Origin of the sequence: Pantoea brenneri (assembly GCF_038594305.1) — a bacterium.
Classification (GTDB): domain Bacteria; phylum Pseudomonadota; class Gammaproteobacteria; order Enterobacterales; family Enterobacteriaceae; genus Pantoea; species Pantoea brenneri.
This window is the reverse complement of sequence record NZ_JBCGBG010000006.1, coordinates 89651-110142: the sequence shown is the minus strand read 5'-3', so window position 1 is coordinate 110142 and position 20492 is coordinate 89651. Positions and strand designations below refer to the sequence as shown.

Below are 20492 nucleotides of genomic sequence, written 5' to 3'. Positions count from 1 at the left end.
GACGCTGTGCCGGTCATGCCGGCTGCTGTCCGCCGGTCATCCGCAACCGCAGACCACGGGCAGCATAACGCTTGGCAGCCGCGCTCAGGCGGCCTTAAAACACCACGGCCTGACCATCTTTACGGCTTTCGGTGGCGGCAATATAGAAGCCCTGCGGATCGCGGACAATCGCCTGTGCGCCGCCAAAATTATAGTTACTCAGCGGATCTTCCAGCACCACCTGGTGGCCCATACGGCGCAGGGTGCTGAGGGTATTGCGGTCGAGAGTCGATTCAAACACCACTTCACGGCCCTGTTCCACTCGCCAGCGCGGCGCATCGATCGCGGCCTGCGGATTTTGCCGATGCAGCATAATCCGCAGCGCCAGTTGCAGGTGCCCCTGCGCCTGCATCGGGCCGCCCATCACACCAAACGACATCAGTGGCTGACCCTGACCATCCAGCGCGAAGGCGGGAATAATGGTATGGAACGGCCGCTTGCCGCCCGCCACCACGTTGGGATGATGCGGATCGAGTGAAAAGCCCGCGCCGCGGTTCTGCAGGCTGATACCGGTATCCGGCACTACCACGCCCGATCCAAAACCCATGTAGTTAGACTGAATAAATGACACCATCATGCCGCTGGCATCGGCGGTGGAGAGATAGACCGTGCCACTTTGCTGCGGAGCACCAAACGCGTAATCACCCGCCTGTGCCGGATCGATTAACCCGGCCCGCTGGCGGATATAGTCAGTGCTCAGCAGCCGGTCCGCCGGGAACTCAAGGTGATCTTCATCACTGACGTAGCGCGTCAGATCGACCAGCGCCAGTTTCATCGCCTCAATTGACAGATGCAGCCACTGCGGTGAGTCGGGCGCATAGCGGCCAATGTCCCACTCTTCGAGGATACCGAGGGCGATTAAGGTGGCGATGCCCTGACCGTTAGGCGGCAGCTCCTGCACCGATCCGCCGGCAAACGGACGTGACAGTAATTTCACCCAGTCAGCGCGATGCTTGCTGAGATCGTCCAGCGTCAGGGCGGCACCGTGCTCGCGGGCAAAGGCCACCATTTTCTGCGCCAGTTCACCGCGATAAAAGCTTTCCCCCTGGCTCGCGGCAATCTGCTGCAAAGTGCTGGCCTGCGCCGGGTTACGGAACAGTTCGCCGATGCGTGGTGGACGACCCTGCGGGGCAAAACAGTCGCTGAAGCCAGGCTGATGCCGCAGCTTGTCGTAGCCGCGCTGCCACAGCTGGCCAATCAGCGGCGAAACCGGAAAACCGTGGCGCGCATAGTCAATCGCCGGCTGGGCTAAGGTGGTGAGCGGCAGCGTGCCGAAGCGTTGGGCCAGCGCCACCCACGCCGAAACGGCACCGGGCACCGTGATCGACTCCCAGCCGATCTCCGGCATCACCTGATGTCCGGCAAAGCGTTGCAGGTTCCAGGCGGCTGGCGCACGCCCTGAGGCGTTCAGGCCGTGCAGTTCCTGGCCATCCCAGACAATGGCGAAGGCGTCGCTGCCGATGCCGTTGCCGGTCGGCTCGACCACGGTCAGCGCGATAGCCGTGGCGATGGCGGCATCCACCGCATTACCGCCCTGTTGCAGCATTCGAATCCCAGCCTGGGCCGCCAGTGGCTGTGATGTAGCGACGGCATTGCGCCCCATCATCGGCACCCGATGGGAGGCATAACTCACATTAAAATCAACTTCACTCATCACTGTTCCTTTTGATTAACTCTTCTGTCATTCGCAGAATCTCTCCGGTGATGTTGTCGCCCGGCGGCGCACCACGACAGCGCAGCGATCTCGCAGCGATCGTTCGCACGCACCTGCATAAGGCACCCGCGTGGTGACGGCTGCGCCAGCCGCGGAAAAGGTTACGGCAGAGTAAAAGAATTGTTAGCCCACGGATGTGAGCCACGCCGCGGCCGCGCGGCATATCGCCCCAGGACTATTCTTAATTTGATTAACACAGTGAATATAAATGTTTAAGAAGTGAGCCATTGGCGTATATTTTGCACTCGTTCAGGTGGAAGTGTATTTCCTCACAGAATCGACAATATGCCGACAGAAAGCATGACGGCATCCACATTACTACCAAACATAATTTGATTTTTTTGCCGCTTGCTGAGGTACAAAAGATAGTAGCCTCAACTATTTAGTGGCGCTGGAACTTTTCCGGCTAAGAAAAGATAAAAAAATAATTATAAATTGCGCGGCAAATCGTCAGGTCTCTATCCATACTTAGCTTCCCGGCATTTGTTGCATTGACCTGACATGTTTACAAGCAGTGCACAGCAGGCTGTGTCCCGTAGTGGTTTCTCTCATAACAAAAACAAACCCTTGCGGGATACAGCCTGACCAGGCCCGGTTTCAGAGTCTGACTTCAGACTCGTACCTCTCTACTTTCACGTGCTTCATAGTGAGTTTTTAAGGAGTTCTCTATGGAATTAAAAGACCCAATGTTTGAATTGCTCAGCAGCCTTGAGCAGATTGTTTTGACACGTGACAACCGTCCCGCTGAGATCTCTATTCAACGCCAACCTGCCGTGCCAGAGCCACAGCGTCTGCGCGAAATGACCGGCATGCAGGTTGATGAATTTGCAAAAGTGATGGGCGTAAGCGTTTCTTCAGTAAAAAGTTGGGAAGCCCGACGTACCCGTCCTTCCGCGACAGCACAGAAATTAATGAAGCTGTTGCATGCCAATCCCTATCTGGGTCGGCAACTGCTGGAATAATGAAGAAAAATCCAAAGGAACCCGCCATGGCGGGTTTTTTTTTAGCCTGGCTCGCGGTATCTGGCCGCCTGCTTCTCAAACCAGCTGTCCGGCACGTTGTAGGGTGGCTGTCCCAGCTGGGCAATGCCTGATTCGATAATGGTTGAGGCCTGCTGCCATAGCTGCGCATCACCCTGCTTCAGCAGATCAATCTGCACCCGTTTTTCCACCAGATAGATGCGGGCGAAGTGGGGATCGAAGCGCACGATCGCCCGGGTATTGTCGATGATGTCCGCCAGCTTGATGGTTTGCGCCTCCGGACTGGCGCTGGCGGTATGTCGGAAGTGCGCCAGCTTACGCGCTGCCCGGTTCTTTGCGGATGCCGGTGCGCTGTCGGTCAGCATCTCGACCAGACTGGCGACGCGGGCACCAAACAGCGTGTCGATATCGGCCAGCGTGGTCGGCGTATCTTCAACCGTATCATGAAGCCACGCCGCCGCCAGCAGGGCGTCGTCATCGCTGACGCTGCGGACGAGTTCCGCCACCGCCGCCGGGTGAACAATATAGGGTTCATCGGTATATTTGCGACGCTGACCAGCATCGGCATGGGCCTGCGTTGCGTAGCGTCGCGCGTGTTCTTCCAGTGAATTCTGCATGCGTTTTCCCCTGTTCAAAAAGTTTGCTTGCAATTATCTAGCGCGCTATCTATATTTACCACTATGAACAGTGATCAAGATGACAAAAAAGTGAAAACGATGCCACTGTTGGTCGATCAGCAACTCTGCTTTGCACTTTATTCCGCTAATCTGGCGATGAATAAGGTCTATCGTCAGTTGCTGTCCCAACTCGACATTACCTACCCGCAATATCTGGTGATGCTGGTGCTGTGGCAAAAGGACGATCTTACGGTTTCAGAGATTGGCGAGCAGCTTTTCCTGGATTCAGCCACCCTAACGCCGCTGCTGAAGCGCCTGGAAAGTGCCGGACTGATTATGCGTCAGCGCACCCGGCAGGATGAGCGCCAGGTTGCAGTGACTCTGACCGAGGCTGGCCGGGCGTTGCGCAGTAAGGCGGAATCTATTCCGGAAGCGGTCAAATGCGCGACCGCCTGTGACGATGATGCGTTGCTGGCGCTGAAAGTGCAGCTGGACGGTTTACGCGATAATCTGAACCGATCACGATAAATCTTACTGACGGGCGTACCGCGCCCGTTGAACCTCACCGCCTCATTACCGCGTTACAAGTAGTGAGCGATTAAATAGCGTAACGGAGAAATGTCATGTCTTTAGAACAAGTGGTTTACCGTGCAAAAGCCAAAGCAACCGGTGGTCGTGATGGCCGTGCAACCTCCTCTGACGGTGTGCTGGACGTGAAGCTGGGCGTACCAAAAGAGATGGGCGGTGCTGGTGGTGAAGTGACTAACCCTGAGCAACTGTTCGCTGCGGGTTACTCAGCCTGCTTCCTGGGCGCAATGAAATTCGTCGCCGGCCGTGACAAAATCGCGATGCCGAAAGAGGCGTGGATTGAAGGTGAAGTCGGTATCGGTCCGATCCCGAATGGCTTTGGTATCGAAGCTACCCTGAACATTCATCTGCCAGAAATGGATGAAGCCGAAGCGCAGAAGCTGGTTGATGCCGCACATATCGTTTGTCCTTACTCAAACGCGACCCGCAATAATATCGACGTGACGCTGAACATCATTCGCTAAGCGTATCGCGGGCCAGCTATGCTGGCCCGCTCTCTCCTGTCCGCCCGCCACGCCTTATCCCGCACTTCTGCCTTGTTTGCCTCAGTCGGGATCCGACCGGCAATACCGTTTGTACAAAAAATGTGCTAATCGGCTCGACAAAGATTATTTTCTGGTCTATCAGGTGTCGCCATGTTTTACTGGGCCACCTCGCGTTATAGCCTGTAAATCCGTTCAGAATTCTCCTTCATCTGGTCCGGTCCGCTTATTCAGCGAACTCTGCCGCGTTTCGGTAGTCACATTAAAGATTTGGTAAAGCGCATCATTCCGGGGAAACTCCATTTTTCATGAATTATATTAAAACCTTAACGCAGCAAAAGTTGTCGCTACTGCTCGCGCTCTATCTCGGTATATTATTGAATTTACCGATTTTTTATCGCCGTTTTGACGGTTTCCTGACGAAATCGACGGTGACCAACTGGCTGACTGCCGTGACCGAAGTGGTGGCAATTGTGCTGCTGACTTTCTTCCTGATGCGGCTGCTGTCGCTGGGTGGAAAGTGGTTTTATCGCGTGCTCGCCACGCTTATCGTGCTGATTTCTGTTGCTGCCGCCTATTACATGGCATTTTTTAACGTCGTGATTGGCTACGGCATTGTGGCATCGGTGATGACCACCGATACCGATCTCTCCAAAGAGGTGATTGGCTACCATTTCATCCTGTGGATGGTGCTGATCAGCGCGCTGCCGCTGTTAATGATCTGGCGTAATAAACTGAGTATGACGCTGAATGAACAGCTGCGTACGCCAGGACAACGCCTGAAACCCACTCTGATTATGCTGATCTGTGTGGCGCTGGTCTGGCTGCCAATTCGGTTTTTCGACAAGCTGCAGAAGAATAATGAAGAGATCACCAACATCGATCTGCCGAGCTACGGCGGTGTGGTGGCGCACTCTTATCTACCTTCGAACTGGCTGGCGGCGGTGGGGCTGTTTGCCTGGACCCGCATAGATGAGTCGCTGAATAGCGAGGAACTGCTCGATCCGGCGAAGAAGTTTACCTACGTCGCACCTGCCGGGCTGGACGACACCTATGTGGTGTTCGTGATTGGGGAAACCACCCGCTGGGATCACATGGGCATGCTCGGCTACGATCGTGATACCACGCCGAAGCTCTCGAAAGAGAAAAACCTGGTCGCGTTCCGCGGTGAGTCCTGTGATACCGCTACCAAGCTGTCGCTGCGCTGCATGTTCGTGCGCGAAGGCGGCACCATGGATAACCCTGGCCGTACGCTGAAAGAGCAAAACGTGTTTGCGGTGATGAAAGAGCTGGGCTTTACCTCTGAGCTGTTTGCGATGCAGAGTGAGGTCTGGTTCTACGACAACATCAACGCCAATAACTTTGCTTTCCGTGAGCAGATTGGTTCAGAGAAGCGTAACCAGGGTAAAGCGGTCGATGACATGCTGCTGGTGCCTGAGATGAAGGCGTCGCTGGATCGCTTCCCGAAAGGCAAGCATCTGGTCGTGCTGCACACCAAGGGTTCGCACTATCTCTATTCTCAACGTTATCCGCGCAGTTTCGCGAAGTACCAGCCGGAATGTATGGGGGTGGATGAAACCTGTAGCAAAGCACAGTTGATTAATGCCTATGACAACTCGGTGCTGTATGTCGATAGCATGCTCGACAGCGTGCTGGATCAGCTGCGTGATAAGAAGGCGATTGTCTTCTATGCCGCTGACCACGGTGAGTCGATCAGCGAAAATATGCACCTGCACGGCACCCCACGTGAGATGGCACCGCCGGAGCAGTTCCGCGTTCCGATGATGGTGTGGGCGTCAGATAAGTATCTGGCCGACAGCCAGAACCGCAGCAACTTTGAGCGCTTACAGGCGCAGCAGCGCGTCGGCAAAACCCATCGCCACGTAGAATTGTTTGATACCATTCTTGGTTGCCTGGGTTACACCTCGCCAGATGGCGGGATTAATCCGGCCAACAACTGGTGTCAGGCTCCGGCGACCAGCCCGGCGAAACCGCTGTAATAACAACGCCGAATCGGTGAATCGGGTGCGGGATGATCAGCAACCGCGCGCTTTCCAGGCGATTGGCGGCAAAAGCGCAAAAAGCGGTTGACGCTGATCGGGGGTCGCAGTAACATGCGCCCCCATCGGCGAGTAGCGCAGCTTGGTAGCGCAACTGGTTTGGGACCAGTGGGTCGGAGGTTCGAATCCTCTCTCGCCGACCATATTTAAGAAACCTGTCTGAAAAGACAGGTTTTTTTTCGTCTGTAGCAAAAGAGGATGAGGACCTCCGAAGGAGGTTTGAGCCGAGCGCAGCGAGACAACGTTGCTTCAGCAACGGCCCGCAGGGCAGGCTCGCAGAGCCAGGTAATCCTCTCTCGCCGACCATATTTAAGAAACCTGTCTGAAAAGACAGGTTTTTTTTCGTCTGTAGCAAAAGAGGATGAGGACCTCCGAAGGAGGTTTGAGCCTGCTGATTGGCCCAGTCAGAGTGAATCTGGCCGCAACGAATAAGCTCAAGGCGCCGGGAACACGGGCAGAAGAGGAAAGCGTCCCGCGCCATGGACGGCGCGGGCCGAGCGGCCAGGGATTGGCTTTAGCGTCTTTCCGATCTGACCGTGTTCCCTGAGCAGTCCCGGTTTCAACGCCAGGCAGGCTTCAGGGAGCATACGCCTTCCGCAAAGACGCAAAAAGACGCCATCCCTGGCCCGCTATGCTTTGCTACAGGCGTATGCTCCCTTCGCTTTACGTCCGAAGCAGTAGCAGGCGGCCAGGGGTTGGCTTTAGCGTCTTTCCGATCTGACCGTGTTCCTTGAGCAGTCCCGGTTTCAACGCCAGTAAGGCTTCAGGGAGCATACGCCTTCCGCAAAGACGCAAAAAGACGCCATCCCTGGCAGGCTCAGCGCGGACCATCCCTGGCCCGCTATGCTTTGCTACAGGCATATGCTCCCTTCGCTTCAGCCTGCTGACAAACCCCAATCAGGGTGAATCTGAGCATGTTTACTCTGCAGGCATAGGCTTACAGTGAACTGGGCCTTTCTTCTCCTTTACGCTATTCCCGCTTCCCATTGCTGACTGTTCTGTTTGTCGATCTTCCAGAAAGTTCCAATAACAGGCATCCGTAACGCAATCTGATTTTCAGCCGGGATTAATCCGCTTTTCCCATCGGCAGCCCTTGGCACATCTGCGACGCAGGGATAATTCGTGACACGTTCTTCTTATGACCGAAAGCGGCAAGTTGCTGATTTCTTATGCCTCAATACCAGCATATTCCGCTGGCTGAACGTCATAACGCACGGTGAATCGTTCAGTTATTCAACATTTGCCGGTAAAAGTTTTAAGTTTTTTAGCGGTGAGAATCACTAGCGACAAACTGGCTATCCAGCAGAAAGTCCGGACGTTACGCCAGCGGCACTGTGCTTTGTATGGCTTTTAGCCGAAAAGGGTTTTTTTTACCGTTGCTTGCTATCCCTCACACTCTGTGTAAATAACTAACCGTTGTATTGACGTTCTTTGCAACTGTTGACAAATTGATGCGTCAATAAAGCGCAGTTACGGAATTTTCTGACCGCTTCCACGGCATCAGGAAAAACATAAAAAACCTGACGCGCTTTAGCCACCCGTTCGGTGGTACGCCTGAACCGCATAAAAAAACCAGAGGTCGGGCAATGCACACAACATCACATCACAATGGAGCAAAAGCATGATCAACTCCCTGGCTAAATCCGGGATGCTGAAGGTCGGTCTGAGCCTGATTGCTATGACTGTCGCCGCCGGTGTTCAGGCAAAAACCCTGGTTTACTGTTCAGAAGGTTCTCCGGAAGGCTTTAACCCGCAGCTGTTCACCTCGGGTACCACTTATGACGCCAGCTCACGCCAGATTTATAACCGTCTGGTTGAGTTCACCATCGGCACCACTGAATTACACGCAGCACTGGCCGAGAAGTGGGATGTCAGCGAAGACGGCAAAACCTACACCTTCCACCTGCGCAAAGGCGTGAAGTGGCAGACCACCAAAGATTTCAAACCGACGCGTGAATTTAACGCGGATGATGTGGTGTTCACCTTTGAACGCCAGCTGGATAAAAACAACGCCTACCATGGCGTCTCCGGCGGCAGCTACGAATATTTCGAAGGCATGGATATGCCGAAGCTGATCAGCAAAATTGAAAAAGTGGACGATCATACCGTGCGCTTTGTGCTGACCCGTCCTGAAGCGCCGTTCCTGGCGGATCTCGGCATGGACTTCGCCTCTATTCTGTCGAAAGAGTACGCGGACAACATGCTGAAAGCCGGCTCACCGCAAAAGGTCGACCTGAATCCGGTCGGTACCGGCCCGTTCCAGCTGCTGCAGTACCAGAAAGATTCGCGCATTCTGTATAAAGCCAACCCGGACTACTGGGGCACTAAACCGAAAATCGATCGGTTAGTCTTCTCCATTACGCCGGATGCTTCCGTGCGTTACGCCAAACTGCAGAAGGGCGAATGTCAGGTAATGCCGTATCCAAACCCGGCTGACATTGCGCGCATGAAGCAGGACAAAAACATCAACCTGTATGAGCAGGCTGGCCTGAACGTCGGCTATCTGTCGTACAACGTTGAGAAAAAACCGCTGGATAACCTGAAAGTACGTCAGGCCCTGACCATGGCGGTGAACAAGCAGGCGATCATTGATGCCGTTTATCAGGGTGCAGGCCAGACGGCTAAAAACCTGATCCCACCGACCATGTGGGGCTACAACGACGCCGTGAAGGACTACGCCTACGATCCTGAAAAAGCCAAAGCGCTGCTGAAAGAAGCAGGTATGGCTGACGGCTTCTCCATCGACCTGTGGGCGATGCCGGTACAGCGTCCTTACAACCCGAACGCGCGCCGTATGGCGGAGATGATTCAGTCCGACTGGGCGAAGATTGGCGTGAAAGCCAAGATTGTGACCTATGAGTGGGGCGAATATCTGAAGCGTGCCAAAGCCGGCGAACATCAGACCGTAATGATGGGCTGGACCGGTGATAATGGGGATCCGGATAACTTCCTCGCCACCCTGTTCAGCTGTTCAGCGGCCAAAGATGGCTCTAACTACTCGCGCTGGTGCGATAAATCCTTTGAGGATCAGATTCAGCCAGCACGCGCCACCGCCGATCAGGCCAAGCGCATCGAGTACTACAAGCAGGCACAGGTTGTGATGCATGACCAGGCACCGGCGCTGATGATCGCGCACTCAACGGTCTACGAACCGGTCAGCAAGAAAGTCTCCGGCTACAAAGTCGATCCGCTTGGCGGACACTACTTTGCCCAGGTAGACATTCAGGAATAATTGTTGCCTTTTCCGGGGCGGCCACCCGTCGCTCCGGCTTTATCTCCCTGTTTTACTGGAAACGGTAGAGGCGCAGCCTGGCTGCGTCGCGGTCGGGCCTACCCGATCGTCAGATGTAAGCAATAACTACCCTCGCGGCGACGGTCGCGCGGACAAGAGAGAACCCGGATTATGCTGCAGTTCATACTCCGACGTTTGGGCCTTGTCATCCCAACGTTTATCGGTATTACATTACTCACTTTCGCATTTGTTCACATGATCCCCGGCGATCCGGTGCTGATCATGGCGGGCGAACGCGGTATTTCCCCTGAACGCCACGCGCAGTTAATGGCGCTGTTAGGCCTGGATCAGCCGCTGTGGAAACAGTACCTGAACTACATTAACGGCGTATTACATGGCGATCTGGGCATTTCACTCAAGAGCCGCATCCCGGTATGGGATGAATTTGTGCCGCGCTTTAAAGCCACGCTGGAACTGGGCGTCTGCGCGATGCTGTTTGCGGTCGCGATCGGCATCCCGGTTGGGGTGATGGCGGCGGTTAAACGTGGCTCGATCTTCGATCACACCGCGGTCGGCATCTCCCTGACCGGCTACTCGATGCCGATCTTCTGGTGGGGCATCATGCTGATCATGCTGGTTTCGGTACAGTTCAATCTGACGCCGGTTTCCGGCCGCGTCGGCGACACCGTATTCCTCGATGACACCATGCCACTGACCGGCTTCATGCTGATCGACACCTTTTTCTGGGGTGAGGCGGGTGATTTCCACGATGCGGTGATGCACATGATTTTGCCCGCTATCGTGCTCGGCACCATTCCGCTAGCGGTGATTGTACGTATGACGCGCTCGGCGATGCTGGAAGTACTGGGTGAAGATTACATCCGTACGGCGCGCGCTAAAGGACTGACGCGGATGCGGGTTATCGTGGTGCATGCGCTGCGTAACGCCATGCTGCCGGTGGTGACCGTCATCGGTCTGCAGGTCGGAACCTTACTGGCCGGCGCGATCCTGACCGAAACCATCTTCTCGTGGCCGGGTCTGGGCCGCTGGCTGATCGAAGCGCTGCAACGTCGCGATTATCCGGTAGTGCAGGGCGGTGTGCTGCTGACGGCGGTACTGATTATCCTGGTCAACCTGCTGGTTGATCTGCTGTATGGCGTGGTTAACCCGCGCATACGTCATAAGAAATAAGGGGGCATCATGTCTGTTGTTGATCCCGCCAGCGTAACCGCTGCACCCAAGCCGATGACCCCGTTTCAGGAATTCTGGCACTATTTTAAACGCAACAAAGGCGCCGTGGTGGGCCTGGCGTACATCATCATTATGTTGCTGGTGGCGGTGTTCGCCGATCTGCTGGCGCCCCATGCGCCGGCGGAACAGTTCCGTGATGCGCTGCTGCATCCGCCGGTCTGGCAGGAAGGCGGAAACTGGAGCTACATCCTCGGTACCGATGATGTTGGCCGTGATGTGCTGTCGCGTCTGATGTACGGCGCGCGTCTGTCGCTGCTGGTCGGCTGCCTGGTGGTAGTGCTGTCGCTGATTTTCGGGGTGATCTTCGGTCTGCTGGCCGGTTACCTCGGCGGCGTGGTGGATGCCACCATTATGCGCCTGGTCGATATCATGCTGGCGCTGCCGAGCCTGCTGCTGGCGCTGGTGCTGGTGGCTATTTTCGGTCCCTCAATCGTTAACGCCTCTATCGCCCTGACGTTTGTCGCGCTGCCGCACTACATTCGTCTGACCCGTGCCGCGGTACTGGTGGAGGTGAACCGCGACTACGTGACCGCCTCCAGCGTCGCCGGGGCCGGTATGCTGCGTCAGATGTTCGTTAATATTCTGCCTAACTGTCTTGCACCGTTGATCGTGCAGGCGTCGTTAGGTTTCTCCAACGCCATTCTCGATATGGCGGCGTTGGGCTTTCTCGGTATGGGTGCGCAACCGCCAACGCCGGAGTGGGGCACCATGCTCTCCGACGTATTGCAGTATGCGCAAAGTGCCTGGTGGGTGGTGACGTTCCCTGGATTAGTCATTCTGCTTACCGTGCTGGCATTTAACCTGATGGGCGATGGTTTGCGTGATGCACTCGACCCGAAACTCAAGCAGTAAAGAGGCACCGAGATGGCGTTATTAAATGTAGACAAACTGTCGGTGCATTTCGGCGACGAAAAGGCACCGTTCCGGGCGGTTGACCGCATCAGTTATCAGGTGGAGCAGGGCCAGGTAGTCGGCATTGTCGGCGAGTCAGGCTCCGGTAAGTCGGTCAGCTCGCTGGCGATCATGGGGCTGATCGATTTCCCTGGCAAAGTGATGGCGGAAAAGCTGGAGTTTAACCAGCGCGACCTGAAACGCATCTCCGAAAGAGAGCGCCGCCAGCTGGTGGGCGCGGAAGTGGCGATGATTTTCCAGGACCCGATGACCAGCCTCAACCCTTGTTACACCGTGGGTTTCCAGATCATGGAAGCGATCAAAGTGCATCAGGGCGGCAACAAACGTACCCGGCGTCAGCGGGCAATCGACCTGCTGAATCAGGTGGGCATTCCCGATCCGGCGTCGCGACTGGATGTTTATCCGCACCAGCTGTCGGGCGGGATGAGCCAGCGTGTCATGATCGCCATGGCGATAGCCTGCCGTCCGAAGCTGCTGATTGCCGATGAGCCAACCACCGCGCTCGACGTGACTATCCAGGCGCAGATCATCGAACTGCTGCTGGAGTTACAGCAGCAGGAGAACATGGCGCTGATCCTGATTACCCACGATCTGGCGCTGGTGGCCGAAGCGGCGCACCACATTATTGTGATGTATGCCGGTCAGGTGGTGGAGAGCGGCAAAGCGACCGATATCTTTAAGGCACCGCGTCATCCTTACACCCAGGCGCTGCTGCGTGCCCTGCCGGAGTTCGCTGCCGATAAAGCCCGTCTGGCCTCGCTGCCGGGCGTGGTACCGGGCAAATACGATCGCCCGGTTGGCTGCCTGCTCAACCCACGCTGTCCTTATGCCACTGACCATTGTCGTAAGGAAGAACCGGAACTGCGCACCATTCCAGGCCGCCAGTCCAAGTGTCACTATCCGCTGGACGATGCCGGGAGACCGACTTATGAGTCATGAAACAACCAAGCATGAGTATTTGTTACAGGCGATCGATCTGAAAAAGCACTACCCGGTGAAGAAAGGGTTGTTTGGTCAGGAACGTCTGGTGAAAGCGCTGGATGGCGTGTCGTTTAATCTGGAGCGCGGCAAAACGCTGGCGGTAGTCGGCGAGTCAGGATGTGGAAAATCCACCCTTGGCCGCCTGCTGACGATGATTGAAACCCCGACCGAAGGCCAGCTTTACTGGCATGGACAGGATCTGCTGAAGCACGATCCGCAGGCGCAGAAACTGCGTCGTCAGAAAATCCAGATCGTCTTTCAGAACCCCTACGGCTCTCTGAATCCGCGTAAGAAAGTGAGTCAGATTCTGGAAGAGCCGCTGGTCATCAATACCACGCTGACCAAAGCCGAGCGCCGCGAGAAAACGCTGGAGATGATGGCCAAAGTGGGCCTGAAGACCGAGCATTACGACCGCTATCCCCACATGTTCTCCGGGGGACAGCGCCAGCGTATTGCGATTGCCCGCGGCCTGATGCTCGAGCCGGACGTGCTGATTGCCGATGAGCCGGTTTCGGCGCTCGACGTCTCGGTGCGCGCCCAGGTGCTGAACCTGATGATGGATCTGCAGCAGGATATGGGACTTTCCTACGTCTTTATCTCGCACGATTTGTCGGTGGTAGAGCACATTGCGGATGAAGTGATGGTGATGTACCTCGGACGCTGCGTTGAGAAGGGCAGCAAAGAGGCGATTTTTGCTAATCCGCGCCATCCGTATACCCAGGCTCTGCTGTCGGCCACGCCGCGTCTGAATCCGGACGACCGCCGTGAGCGGATTAAGCTGACCGGCGAGCTGCCGAGTCCGCTCAGTCCGCCACCGGGTTGCGCCTTCAACGCACGCTGCCGTCGGCGCTTTGGCACCTGCGTTCAGCTGCAACCGAAGCTGAAAAGCTACGGTGGTCAGCAGATCGCCTGCTTCGCCGTCGACCAGGATGAAAATCAGCCGGTCGGCGCGGCAGAAAAAGTCGGTTAAAGATAAGAAGGCTCCTGCGGGGGCCTTTTTTACTGACGCGTCCCGCTCAGCCCACATCCGGGTGTCGCTTACCCTCCTCTGCTGTCTTTTTTCATTATCCTGATTAATCAATGGGTTCAGCCGCGGATATTTGCAGCAAAAAACCGGTAAATATCCTCAATCTCTGCCGGGGATTAAATCCAGGCAGATGCGCGCAAAGCCATCGGGCAAATTTAGTCAGTGCCAGGGATTAATCTCATCTTATCCCGGCTGGCTGGGCCAGCCGTTCCATGAGTACACCTCAGTCGCTGAATGTTGAAACCCTGCTAATCAATTTAACTTAACAACTACTTATTAATTTCAGGGAAAAAGCAGTCGCTGTCACCCTTTTTCGGCGCTTATCGAATCTTTCTGATTAAACTATTTTATTGAATTCGCTGTTTTTGTAATCAGATTTTTCTCACTGAGTTTAAGCGGATGTGCTATATTCCAGGAAAATTCCCCCCTTGTTGCAGGCCATAGTCAATGAAGAATTACGACGATTTGCAGCGTTTTAAAGAGAAGACGCAAACGCTCGACATCGCCTTTAAAGATATGTCTGGCCAGACGCAGGAAGCGGCGGAACACAGTAAATGGTCATTGATTCGTCAGCTGGCGAGCGATGCCCAGCAGAATGCCCTTGGCGGCGGTCAGCGTATCGATTTGCCCCAACCTCAGCCGCTGCGCGGCGATGAATTCAACGCGCCGGCTCCGGCCTCTCAGCCGCGCCAGCCGACGCTCAGTGCACAACCGGCAGCGGCAGCTCGCGGCTCGATACTGGACAGTCTGGCGGGCAGTGCTGCCGCAGCGAAACTGACCGCTGAAGCTGGATCTTCATCGCTGTTCCCGCCGCCTTCGCTAAAACCGGCAGAGCCGGTGGCAACGCAGCGTCCTGCTGCTGTTCAGCCCGCTGCGGTGGCAAACCCACCGACGGACCTCACCCCGCCTGCGTCGGCGAACCGCGCCGAACCGGGACGTTTTGGTGCATTGTTCCGCTCACGCGACAGCGAACCGGTTAACCTGCCAAAAGAGACCTTATTGAAACCGTTACTGGAGAAGATTGCGCTATGCCGTTAGTTTGTGTGTGCTCGCCGAAAGGGGGAGTAGGGAAAACCACGTTGGCGGCGAACCTGGCCTGGAGTCTGGCGCGTTCCGGTAGCAAAGTTCTGGCAATTGATTTTGATGTGCAGAATGCTCTGCGTCTGCATTTTGGCGTTCCGCTTCATGACGGGCGCGGATTTGTGGCCCGTTCGGAAGAGCAGGCGGACTGGAGTCAGTCGATTCTGACCACCGGCGGCAATATCTTCGTGCTGCCCTATGGCGACGTGACCGAGCCCCAGCGTGAGCGCTTTGAAGAACAGCTGATGAAAGATCCGCACTTTATTCAGCGCGGACTCGACACGGTGCTTAATTATCCCGGCCTGGTCATTGTGGCTGATTTTCCGCCGGGTCCGGGTCCGGCCCTTAAAGCAATGACGGCGCTGGCCGATATGCATTTAGTGGTGATGTTAGCGGATACCGCCTCGGTCTCTTTATTACCGCAGATTGAGGAGAACCGGATGACCGGTAAACCTCTCAACAATAAACAGGGTCACTATTTCGTCCTGAACCAGTGCGACAACCGCCGCAATATTAACCGTGACGTGACGGCATTTATGCAACAGCGGCTGGGCGATAATTTACTCGGCGTGGTTCACCGCGACGAAAGTGTGGGTGAAGCAAATGCTTCCCAGCAGTCTGTGTATGATTTTAGTCCCGCGTCTGCGGCGGCCTTTGATATTGAACTGATTGCCAAACGTGTCAGCAGCATTCTGAATATCACCGTCGGCAACGGCGAAGTTCAGGCTCCCATCCGTACTAACCAATATTAATCACCTGATGTGAACAGGTGATTGAATTTACACAGCTCTTCTCAGGGTGAATCATGAGTAAAATCGGGTTTTACCTGCTGCTGCTGGTGCTTGCGCCCGTTGCCGCGGTGATCATCATTACGCCAATGGACAGCCAGAAACAGTATATTTTTGGCCTGATCAGCATCGGTTTGATGTTTTTTATTGGGTTTCAGCAAAAGCCGCAAAATAACCGTGATGATGGTGATTCTGTCGGCGTTGATGTCCACCCGTTATATCTGGTGGCGCACGACAGAAACCCTGCATTTTAATTCCGAAGTCGAAGCGATTTTAGGGATTGGCTTATATCTGGCTGAACTTTATGTCTGGCTGATCTTAATTCTCGGCTTTCTGCAAACCACCTGGCCATTAAAGCGCACCATCGAACCGTTACCGGATGATACCGATCTGTGGCCGACGGTTGATATTTACGTGCCTTCTTATAATGAGAGCCTCGATGTGGTGCGCGATACCGTGCTGGCTGCGCAGTGTATCGACTATCCGCGTGACAAACTGAAAGTCTATTTGCTGGATGACGGCAAGCGCAGTGAGTTCGCCCGCTTCGCCGCCGATGTGGGCGTAGGCTACATCACCCGTGACGATAACAATCACGCGAAAGCCGGCAACCTCAATCATGCAATGAAGATCACCAAAGGTGAGCTGATTTGCATTTTTGACTGCGACCACGTCGCGACGCGTACCTTCCTGCAGGCGACGGTAGGCCCGTTCCTGAAAGATCCGAAGCTGGCGCTGCTGCAAACGCCACACTACTTCTACTCACCCGATCCGTTTGAGCGTAACCTGCGCGCCGCGCGCAGCATTCCCAATGAAGGTTCACTGTTTTACGGCCCGGTACAGCAGGGCAATGACAACTGGAATGCCACTTTCTTCTGCGGCTCCTGTGCGGTGATCCGCCGTTCAGCGCTGGAGCAGATTGGCGGTTTTGCGGTAGAAACCGTGACCGAAGATGCGCATACCGCGCTGAAAATGCAGCGCCTTGGCTGGGGATCGGCGTTTCTGTCCATTCCGCTGGCGGCCGGTCTGGCGACCGAGCGTCTCGGTCTGCACATCATTCAGCGTACCCGCTGGGCGCGCGGTATGACGCAGATTTTCCGGGTGGATAATCCGCTGTTGGGTCGCGGCCTGAAGTGGCAGCAGCGCCTGTGTTATCTCAACGCCATGCTGCACTTCCAGTTTGGTCTGCCGCGCGTAGCCTTTCTCACCGCGCCGCTGGCTTACCTGCTGTTTAATCTGAATATTATTCACTCCTCCGCGTCGCTGATCTTTGCGTACGTGCTGCCGCATCTGGTGATGTCGCTGTACGTCAACTCGCGGATGAATGGCCGTTTCCGCTACACCTTCTGGGGTGAGATTTATGAGACGGTGATGTGTTTCCACCTGGTGATCCCGACCATCCTGACGCTGCTGTCGCCGAAGCACGGCAAATTCAACGTGACCGATAAAGGCGGGGTGCTGGATCAGGGCTTCTTCGATTTCCATATCGTGCGTCCGCACGTCATTGTGGCGCTGCTGCTGGGTATCGGCATTGTGGCGGGCGTGGTGCGAGCGGTGATGCACGATTACTTTGGCGTCGATCCTTACGTTATTGCGCTGAACGTCGGCTGGGCCATCTTCAGCCTGATCATTCTGATGGCGGCGATTGCCGTGGCGCGCGAAACCAAACAGGTGCGTAAAACCATCCGTATTGAGGTGCAGATTCCGGCGATCATTCACTACGCCAGCGGTATCTCGTCACGCACCCTGACCAGCGATCTCTCTATGGGCGGCGCGCAGCTGGATGCGCCAGATAACCGTCATGAATTCGATGAGATTGAAGAGATCGATCTGCTGCTTAAATCGGGCGCGATCACCATTCCGGTCAGTAAGATTTCTGGCGATGCGGAAACCATCCGTCTGCGTTTTGAGGCGATGCCTCTGGCGCGCCGCCGTGAGCTGGTGCGGGTGGTGCTGGCACGCGCCGATGCCTGGATTCAGCCGGAGTATAAGCAGGATAACCCGCTGATCTCGCTGGGAACCATTATCCGTACCGTCTTTGAGCTGTTCTGGCTGACCTGGAAAGGACGCCACGATAAACGTAAAAATGTCGACCCGGTTGCCGCGGCGGCGAAAGAGGATGGCGCAGTATGAAAACCCTGACCCAAACGCTGCTGGTCAGTTCACTGACCGCGGCGCTGTGGCTGACGCCAGCCTGGGCCGAAACGCCATCTGCTGATGACACCAGCAACCCCGCGCCGGTCAACAGCGCGGCACCGACCGTGCAGCCCACTGCGCAAGCGACGCCATCAGCCCAGCCTGCGGCTGGCGAGGCGTCATCGGGCGTCCAGCCTGAGTCAGCACCGGCACAGAGTGCGCCGGCGGCTACCTCTGCCGCGTCCGCGCCGACTGGGGACGCGGTGACGCAGGACAGCGGTGCGCTCTCCACCGTGCCACTGCCGCAAGGGCTGAACAATGGCGATCCGGCGCTGGAAGCGGCCGCCAGTGCGCTGCCCTACGCGCCAGGTCAGGCCGTAACGCCGGTGGCCGCCCCCCCGGTAGTGGAACCACAGCCGGTCATCAGCGCCGCCATTAACCAGCCGATCAGCAGCACTATTTCTGTGGCGCAGATGGGCCAGGCGCGCGGCATCACGCTGACCGGCGGCCAGTTGCAGTCTGGCATTACTTTTACGCTGCCCTCGGATGAGGTGGTGACTAATGCGCGTCTCAACCTGACGCTGCGCGTCTCGCAGGCGCTGGCGGCGCGCAACACTTCGCTGCAGCTGATGCTGAACGGCCAGCCGCTCGGCACGCTGCCGCTCGGCGCCAGCGACAGTGATACCAGCGATTATCAGCTGGATATTCCGGCGGCGATGGTGGTCTCCAGCAATAACCTCAGCTTCAAAATTAATGATGCCGACAAGTTACTGTGCGAGCGTGCAAGCGCCGAGCAGTATCAGGTCACCATCATGCCGACAACCACGCTGAGCCTTGAGGGCCAGCAGCTGAACATCGGCACCAGCCTGCGCAACTTCCCGCGGCCGTTCCTCGATCCACAACGTATGACCGCCGCCACTGTCACCTTCGGATTCGCCAGTAATGTCGCACCGGATGCCGTGAGCGCGGCGACGCTGGTGGCGTCCTGGCTCGGCATTCAGAGCGATTATCGCGGTATTCGCTTCCCGGTGATGCGGGGTGAATTGCCGGAGCACAACGGCATTCTGTTTGGTCACCCCGGCGATCGCATCGGTACGCTGACCTTTCCAGCCAGCAACGGGCCGATGCTGCAGGTAGTCGATAACCCGAATAACCCGGTGTATAAATTGCTGCTGGTGAGCGGTAATGACGATGCCGAGCTGCGTCAGGCGGCAAACCGTCTGACCACGCAGCCGCTGACCACTGACGACAGCCAGCTGCTGGTAAAACCGCAAACGCTCGGCAATCGCAAACCCTATGATGCGCCGCGCTGGATCAATACCGATCGCCCGGTGCGTCTCAGTGAGCTGCTGCGTAAAGACCAGAGCCTGACCAGCAGCGGTATCTGGCACGATGCGCTGCGCGTTAACTTCCGTGCCGCGCCCGATCTGTTCCTGTGGGATGGCGATACCGTGCCGGTCAATCTGCACTATCGCTTCCCGTCTGAAAGCTGGATCGATGAAGAGAATTCGTTTCTTAACGTGATGCTGAACGGGACCTTCCTGCGCAACCTGACCGTGAATAAGGTCGGACTGCTGGAAAATGTCTGGCACCGTTTAGGGGGCGATGCGCGACAGGAACAATATCAGCTCAACCTCGAACCCTATCTGATTTATGGCGATAACCAGCTGGCGCTCTACTTCAACATCAAACCGCGGGCGGATGCGCCCTGTGGCGTGCTGCTGAATAACAACATCAAGAGCCGGATTGAAGAGGATTCGTGGATCGATCTCAGCCACACCCGCCACTTCAGCATGCTGCCGAACCTCTCTTATTTTGTCGGTGCCTCGTTCCCGTTCTCTCGCCTGGCGGATTTTGGCCAGACTACGCTGCTGCTGCCGGAAAAACCCAGCAATGCCGAACTGTCGACGCTGCTGGATCTGGCGGCGCGTGCCGGTAACGCTACCGGTGTAGCTCTGACGCAGAATCAGGTGCTGTTTGGTCTGCCGCAGGGCGGCACTAATCTGGCACGGCTGCAGCAGAACGATCTGCTGGCGGTCAGCACCACCGGCAACAGCGATTTCAATCGGGCGTTACTGGCCTCTTCACCTTATGACGCCAGCAGCAGCACCTTCGGTGTGAAAGAGTCCGATACGCTGGAGAAACTGCGCGGCTGGCTGAGCGGTGACTGGAGTCGTCAACAGCTGGATGCCGATCGGTACTTCTCTTCTAACGAAGCGTGGCGCGGCTTCCTGAGCTATCGCTCGCCGTGGAATCGCGATCGGCTGGTGGTGGTCACGGTGGCGACCAGTGACGATCAGCTGTTGCGGCTCCACAACGATCTCAGTTCGGCACGTATCAATGCCGCGATTCGTGGCGATACCGCAATCATCACCGATGAAAATGGCATTCGCAGTTTCCGTGTTGGCGCGCAGTTCCCGGTCGGGGAAATGCCCTGGTACATGATGGTGGTGTGGTACGCCAATCAGCATTCGGTATTCCTTGCGCTGGCGGCGTTGCTGCTTTCTGCGCTGGTGGGCAGTGCGGTCTGGGTGATGCTGAAGCGTCATGCGTGGCGGCGTCTGAATCCGAAGCAGGATAGTCATTCCGGCAAGAAGTAAGGATAACA

At 56.2% G+C, this 20492-nt stretch carries 14 protein-coding genes, 1 tRNA gene, 1 other RNA gene and 1 pseudogene; 15 read left to right on the top strand and 2 right to left on the bottom strand.

The genetic code is table 11. The annotated features are described in order from the left end of the window. Positions 1 to 94: 94 nt before the first annotated feature. The gene (locus AABB92_RS18955; protein ID WP_031375567.1) at positions 95 to 1693 is read right to left on the bottom strand and encodes a gamma-glutamyltransferase family protein; all 1599 of its coding nucleotides are present in this window, start codon (positions 1691 to 1693) and stop codon (positions 95 to 97) included. Positions 1694 to 2421: 728 nt separating this feature from the next. On the opposite strand from AABB92_RS18955, the gene AABB92_RS18950 reads away from it, so the two are divergent. Further along, positions 2422 to 2715: an HTH-type transcriptional regulator gene (locus tag AABB92_RS18950; protein WP_031375566.1), complete on the top strand. Its 294-nt coding sequence runs from the start codon at positions 2422 to 2424 to the stop codon at positions 2713 to 2715. Between the two features lie 41 nt (positions 2716 to 2756). Here AABB92_RS18950 and AABB92_RS18945 read toward each other — a convergent pair whose 3' ends face one another. Then, positions 2757 to 3350, bottom strand: a complete 594-nt coding sequence (locus tag AABB92_RS18945) for an HD domain-containing protein (protein WP_031375565.1) — start codon at positions 3348 to 3350, stop codon at positions 2757 to 2759. A 63-nt stretch (positions 3351 to 3413) separates the two neighbouring features. Between AABB92_RS18945 and AABB92_RS18940 the strand changes: the two genes are divergently transcribed. From AABB92_RS18940 to bcsB, 14 genes and pseudogenes are all read left to right on the top strand, one after another. Then, on the top strand, positions 3414 to 3878 hold the full coding sequence (locus AABB92_RS18940; protein ID WP_031375564.1) for a MarR family winged helix-turn-helix transcriptional regulator: 465 nt from the start codon (positions 3414 to 3416) through the stop codon (positions 3876 to 3878). 95 nt (positions 3879 to 3973) lie between these two features. Continuing rightward, a complete protein-coding gene (locus AABB92_RS18935) occupies positions 3974 to 4402 on the top strand; it encodes an organic hydroperoxide resistance protein (RefSeq protein WP_031375563.1) in 429 nt (142 codons plus the stop codon). Between the two features lie 326 nt (positions 4403 to 4728). Further along, entirely contained in the window at positions 4729 to 6420 is a 1692-nt protein-coding gene (eptB, locus tag AABB92_RS18930; protein ID WP_031375562.1) for a kdo(2)-lipid A phosphoethanolamine 7''-transferase, read from the top strand. 126 nt (positions 6421 to 6546) lie between these two features. After that, a tRNA-Pro gene (locus AABB92_RS18925) sits at positions 6547 to 6623 on the top strand. 34 nt (positions 6624 to 6657) lie between these two features. Further along, positions 6658 to 6786: non-coding RNA, RtT sRNA (locus AABB92_RS18920), on the top strand. Between the two features lie 1315 nt (positions 6787 to 8101). Beyond that, complete coding sequence (gene dppA, locus AABB92_RS18915) at positions 8102 to 9712, top strand: dipeptide ABC transporter periplasmic-binding protein DppA (RefSeq protein WP_031377818.1); 1611 nt, start codon at positions 8102 to 8104, stop codon at positions 9710 to 9712. A gap of 171 nt (positions 9713 to 9883) precedes the next feature. Continuing rightward, positions 9884 to 10903 carry a dipeptide ABC transporter permease DppB gene (gene dppB, locus AABB92_RS18910; protein WP_031377817.1) on the top strand — a complete coding sequence of 340 codons (1020 nt, stop codon included), beginning with the start codon at positions 9884 to 9886 and terminating at the stop codon, positions 10901 to 10903. Between the two features lie 9 nt (positions 10904 to 10912). Beyond that, the gene (gene dppC, locus AABB92_RS18905) at positions 10913 to 11815 is read left to right on the top strand and encodes a dipeptide ABC transporter permease DppC (RefSeq protein ID WP_031377816.1); all 903 of its coding nucleotides are present in this window, start codon (positions 10913 to 10915) and stop codon (positions 11813 to 11815) included. 12 nt (positions 11816 to 11827) lie between these two features. Further along, the gene (gene dppD / locus AABB92_RS18900) at positions 11828 to 12814 is read left to right on the top strand and encodes a dipeptide ABC transporter ATP-binding protein (protein ID WP_031377815.1); all 987 of its coding nucleotides are present in this window, start codon (positions 11828 to 11830) and stop codon (positions 12812 to 12814) included. Beyond that, positions 12804 to 13826 (top strand): dipeptide ABC transporter ATP-binding subunit DppF, encoded by a 1023-nt coding sequence (gene dppF / locus AABB92_RS18895; RefSeq protein ID WP_031377814.1) that lies wholly within the window; start codon positions 12804 to 12806, stop codon positions 13824 to 13826. The genes dppD and dppF overlap by 11 nt, the downstream gene beginning before the upstream one ends. Before the next feature lie 504 nt (positions 13827 to 14330). Continuing rightward, on the top strand, positions 14331 to 14921 hold the full coding sequence (gene bcsO / locus AABB92_RS18890; RefSeq protein WP_031377813.1) for a cellulose biosynthesis protein BcsO: 591 nt from the start codon (positions 14331 to 14333) through the stop codon (positions 14919 to 14921). Beyond that, positions 14912 to 15715: a cellulose biosynthesis protein BcsQ gene (gene bcsQ / locus AABB92_RS18885; RefSeq protein WP_031377812.1), complete on the top strand. Its 804-nt coding sequence runs from the start codon at positions 14912 to 14914 to the stop codon at positions 15713 to 15715. The genes bcsO and bcsQ overlap by 10 nt, the downstream gene beginning before the upstream one ends. Before the next feature lie 53 nt (positions 15716 to 15768). Then, a pseudogene (gene bcsA / locus AABB92_RS18880) lies at positions 15769 to 17881 on the top strand (UDP-forming cellulose synthase catalytic subunit). Continuing rightward, positions 17878 to 20484, top strand: a complete 2607-nt coding sequence (gene bcsB, locus AABB92_RS18875; RefSeq protein WP_046289556.1) for a cellulose biosynthesis cyclic di-GMP-binding regulatory protein BcsB — start codon at positions 17878 to 17880, stop codon at positions 20482 to 20484. The pseudogene bcsA and the gene bcsB overlap by 4 nt, the downstream one beginning before the upstream one ends. Positions 20485 to 20492 lie beyond the last annotated feature (8 nt).

What these genes read in the sequence shown, in the direction of transcription:
- eptB (WP_031375562.1), top strand. Translation starts at nt 4,729, where the DNA reads ATGAATTATATTAAAACCTTAACGCAGCAAAAGTTGTCGCTACTGCTC.
- AABB92_RS18935 (WP_031375563.1), top strand. Translation starts at nt 3,974, where the DNA reads ATGTCTTTAGAACAAGTGGTTTACCGTGCAAAAGCCAAAGCAACCGGT.
- dppC (WP_031377816.1), top strand. Translation starts at nt 10,913, where the DNA reads ATGTCTGTTGTTGATCCCGCCAGCGTAACCGCTGCACCCAAGCCGATG.
- dppB (WP_031377817.1), top strand. Translation starts at nt 9,884, where the DNA reads ATGCTGCAGTTCATACTCCGACGTTTGGGCCTTGTCATCCCAACGTTT.
- bcsB (WP_046289556.1), top strand. Translation starts at nt 17,878, where the DNA reads ATGAAAACCCTGACCCAAACGCTGCTGGTCAGTTCACTGACCGCGGCG.
- AABB92_RS18955 (WP_031375567.1), bottom strand. Translation starts at nt 1,693, where the DNA reads ATGAGTGAAGTTGATTTTAATGTGAGTTATGCCTCCCATCGGGTGCCG.
- AABB92_RS18950 (WP_031375566.1), top strand. Translation starts at nt 2,422, where the DNA reads ATGGAATTAAAAGACCCAATGTTTGAATTGCTCAGCAGCCTTGAGCAG.
- dppD (WP_031377815.1), top strand. Translation starts at nt 11,828, where the DNA reads ATGGCGTTATTAAATGTAGACAAACTGTCGGTGCATTTCGGCGACGAA.
- bcsO (WP_031377813.1), top strand. Translation starts at nt 14,331, where the DNA reads ATGAAGAATTACGACGATTTGCAGCGTTTTAAAGAGAAGACGCAAACG.
- dppF (WP_031377814.1), top strand. Translation starts at nt 12,804, where the DNA reads ATGAGTCATGAAACAACCAAGCATGAGTATTTGTTACAGGCGATCGAT.
- dppA (WP_031377818.1), top strand. Translation starts at nt 8,102, where the DNA reads ATGATCAACTCCCTGGCTAAATCCGGGATGCTGAAGGTCGGTCTGAGC.
- AABB92_RS18945 (WP_031375565.1), bottom strand. Translation starts at nt 3,350, where the DNA reads ATGCAGAATTCACTGGAAGAACACGCGCGACGCTACGCAACGCAGGCC.
- AABB92_RS18940 (WP_031375564.1), top strand. Translation starts at nt 3,414, where the DNA reads ATGAACAGTGATCAAGATGACAAAAAAGTGAAAACGATGCCACTGTTG.
- bcsQ (WP_031377812.1), top strand. Translation starts at nt 14,912, where the DNA reads ATGCCGTTAGTTTGTGTGTGCTCGCCGAAAGGGGGAGTAGGGAAAACC.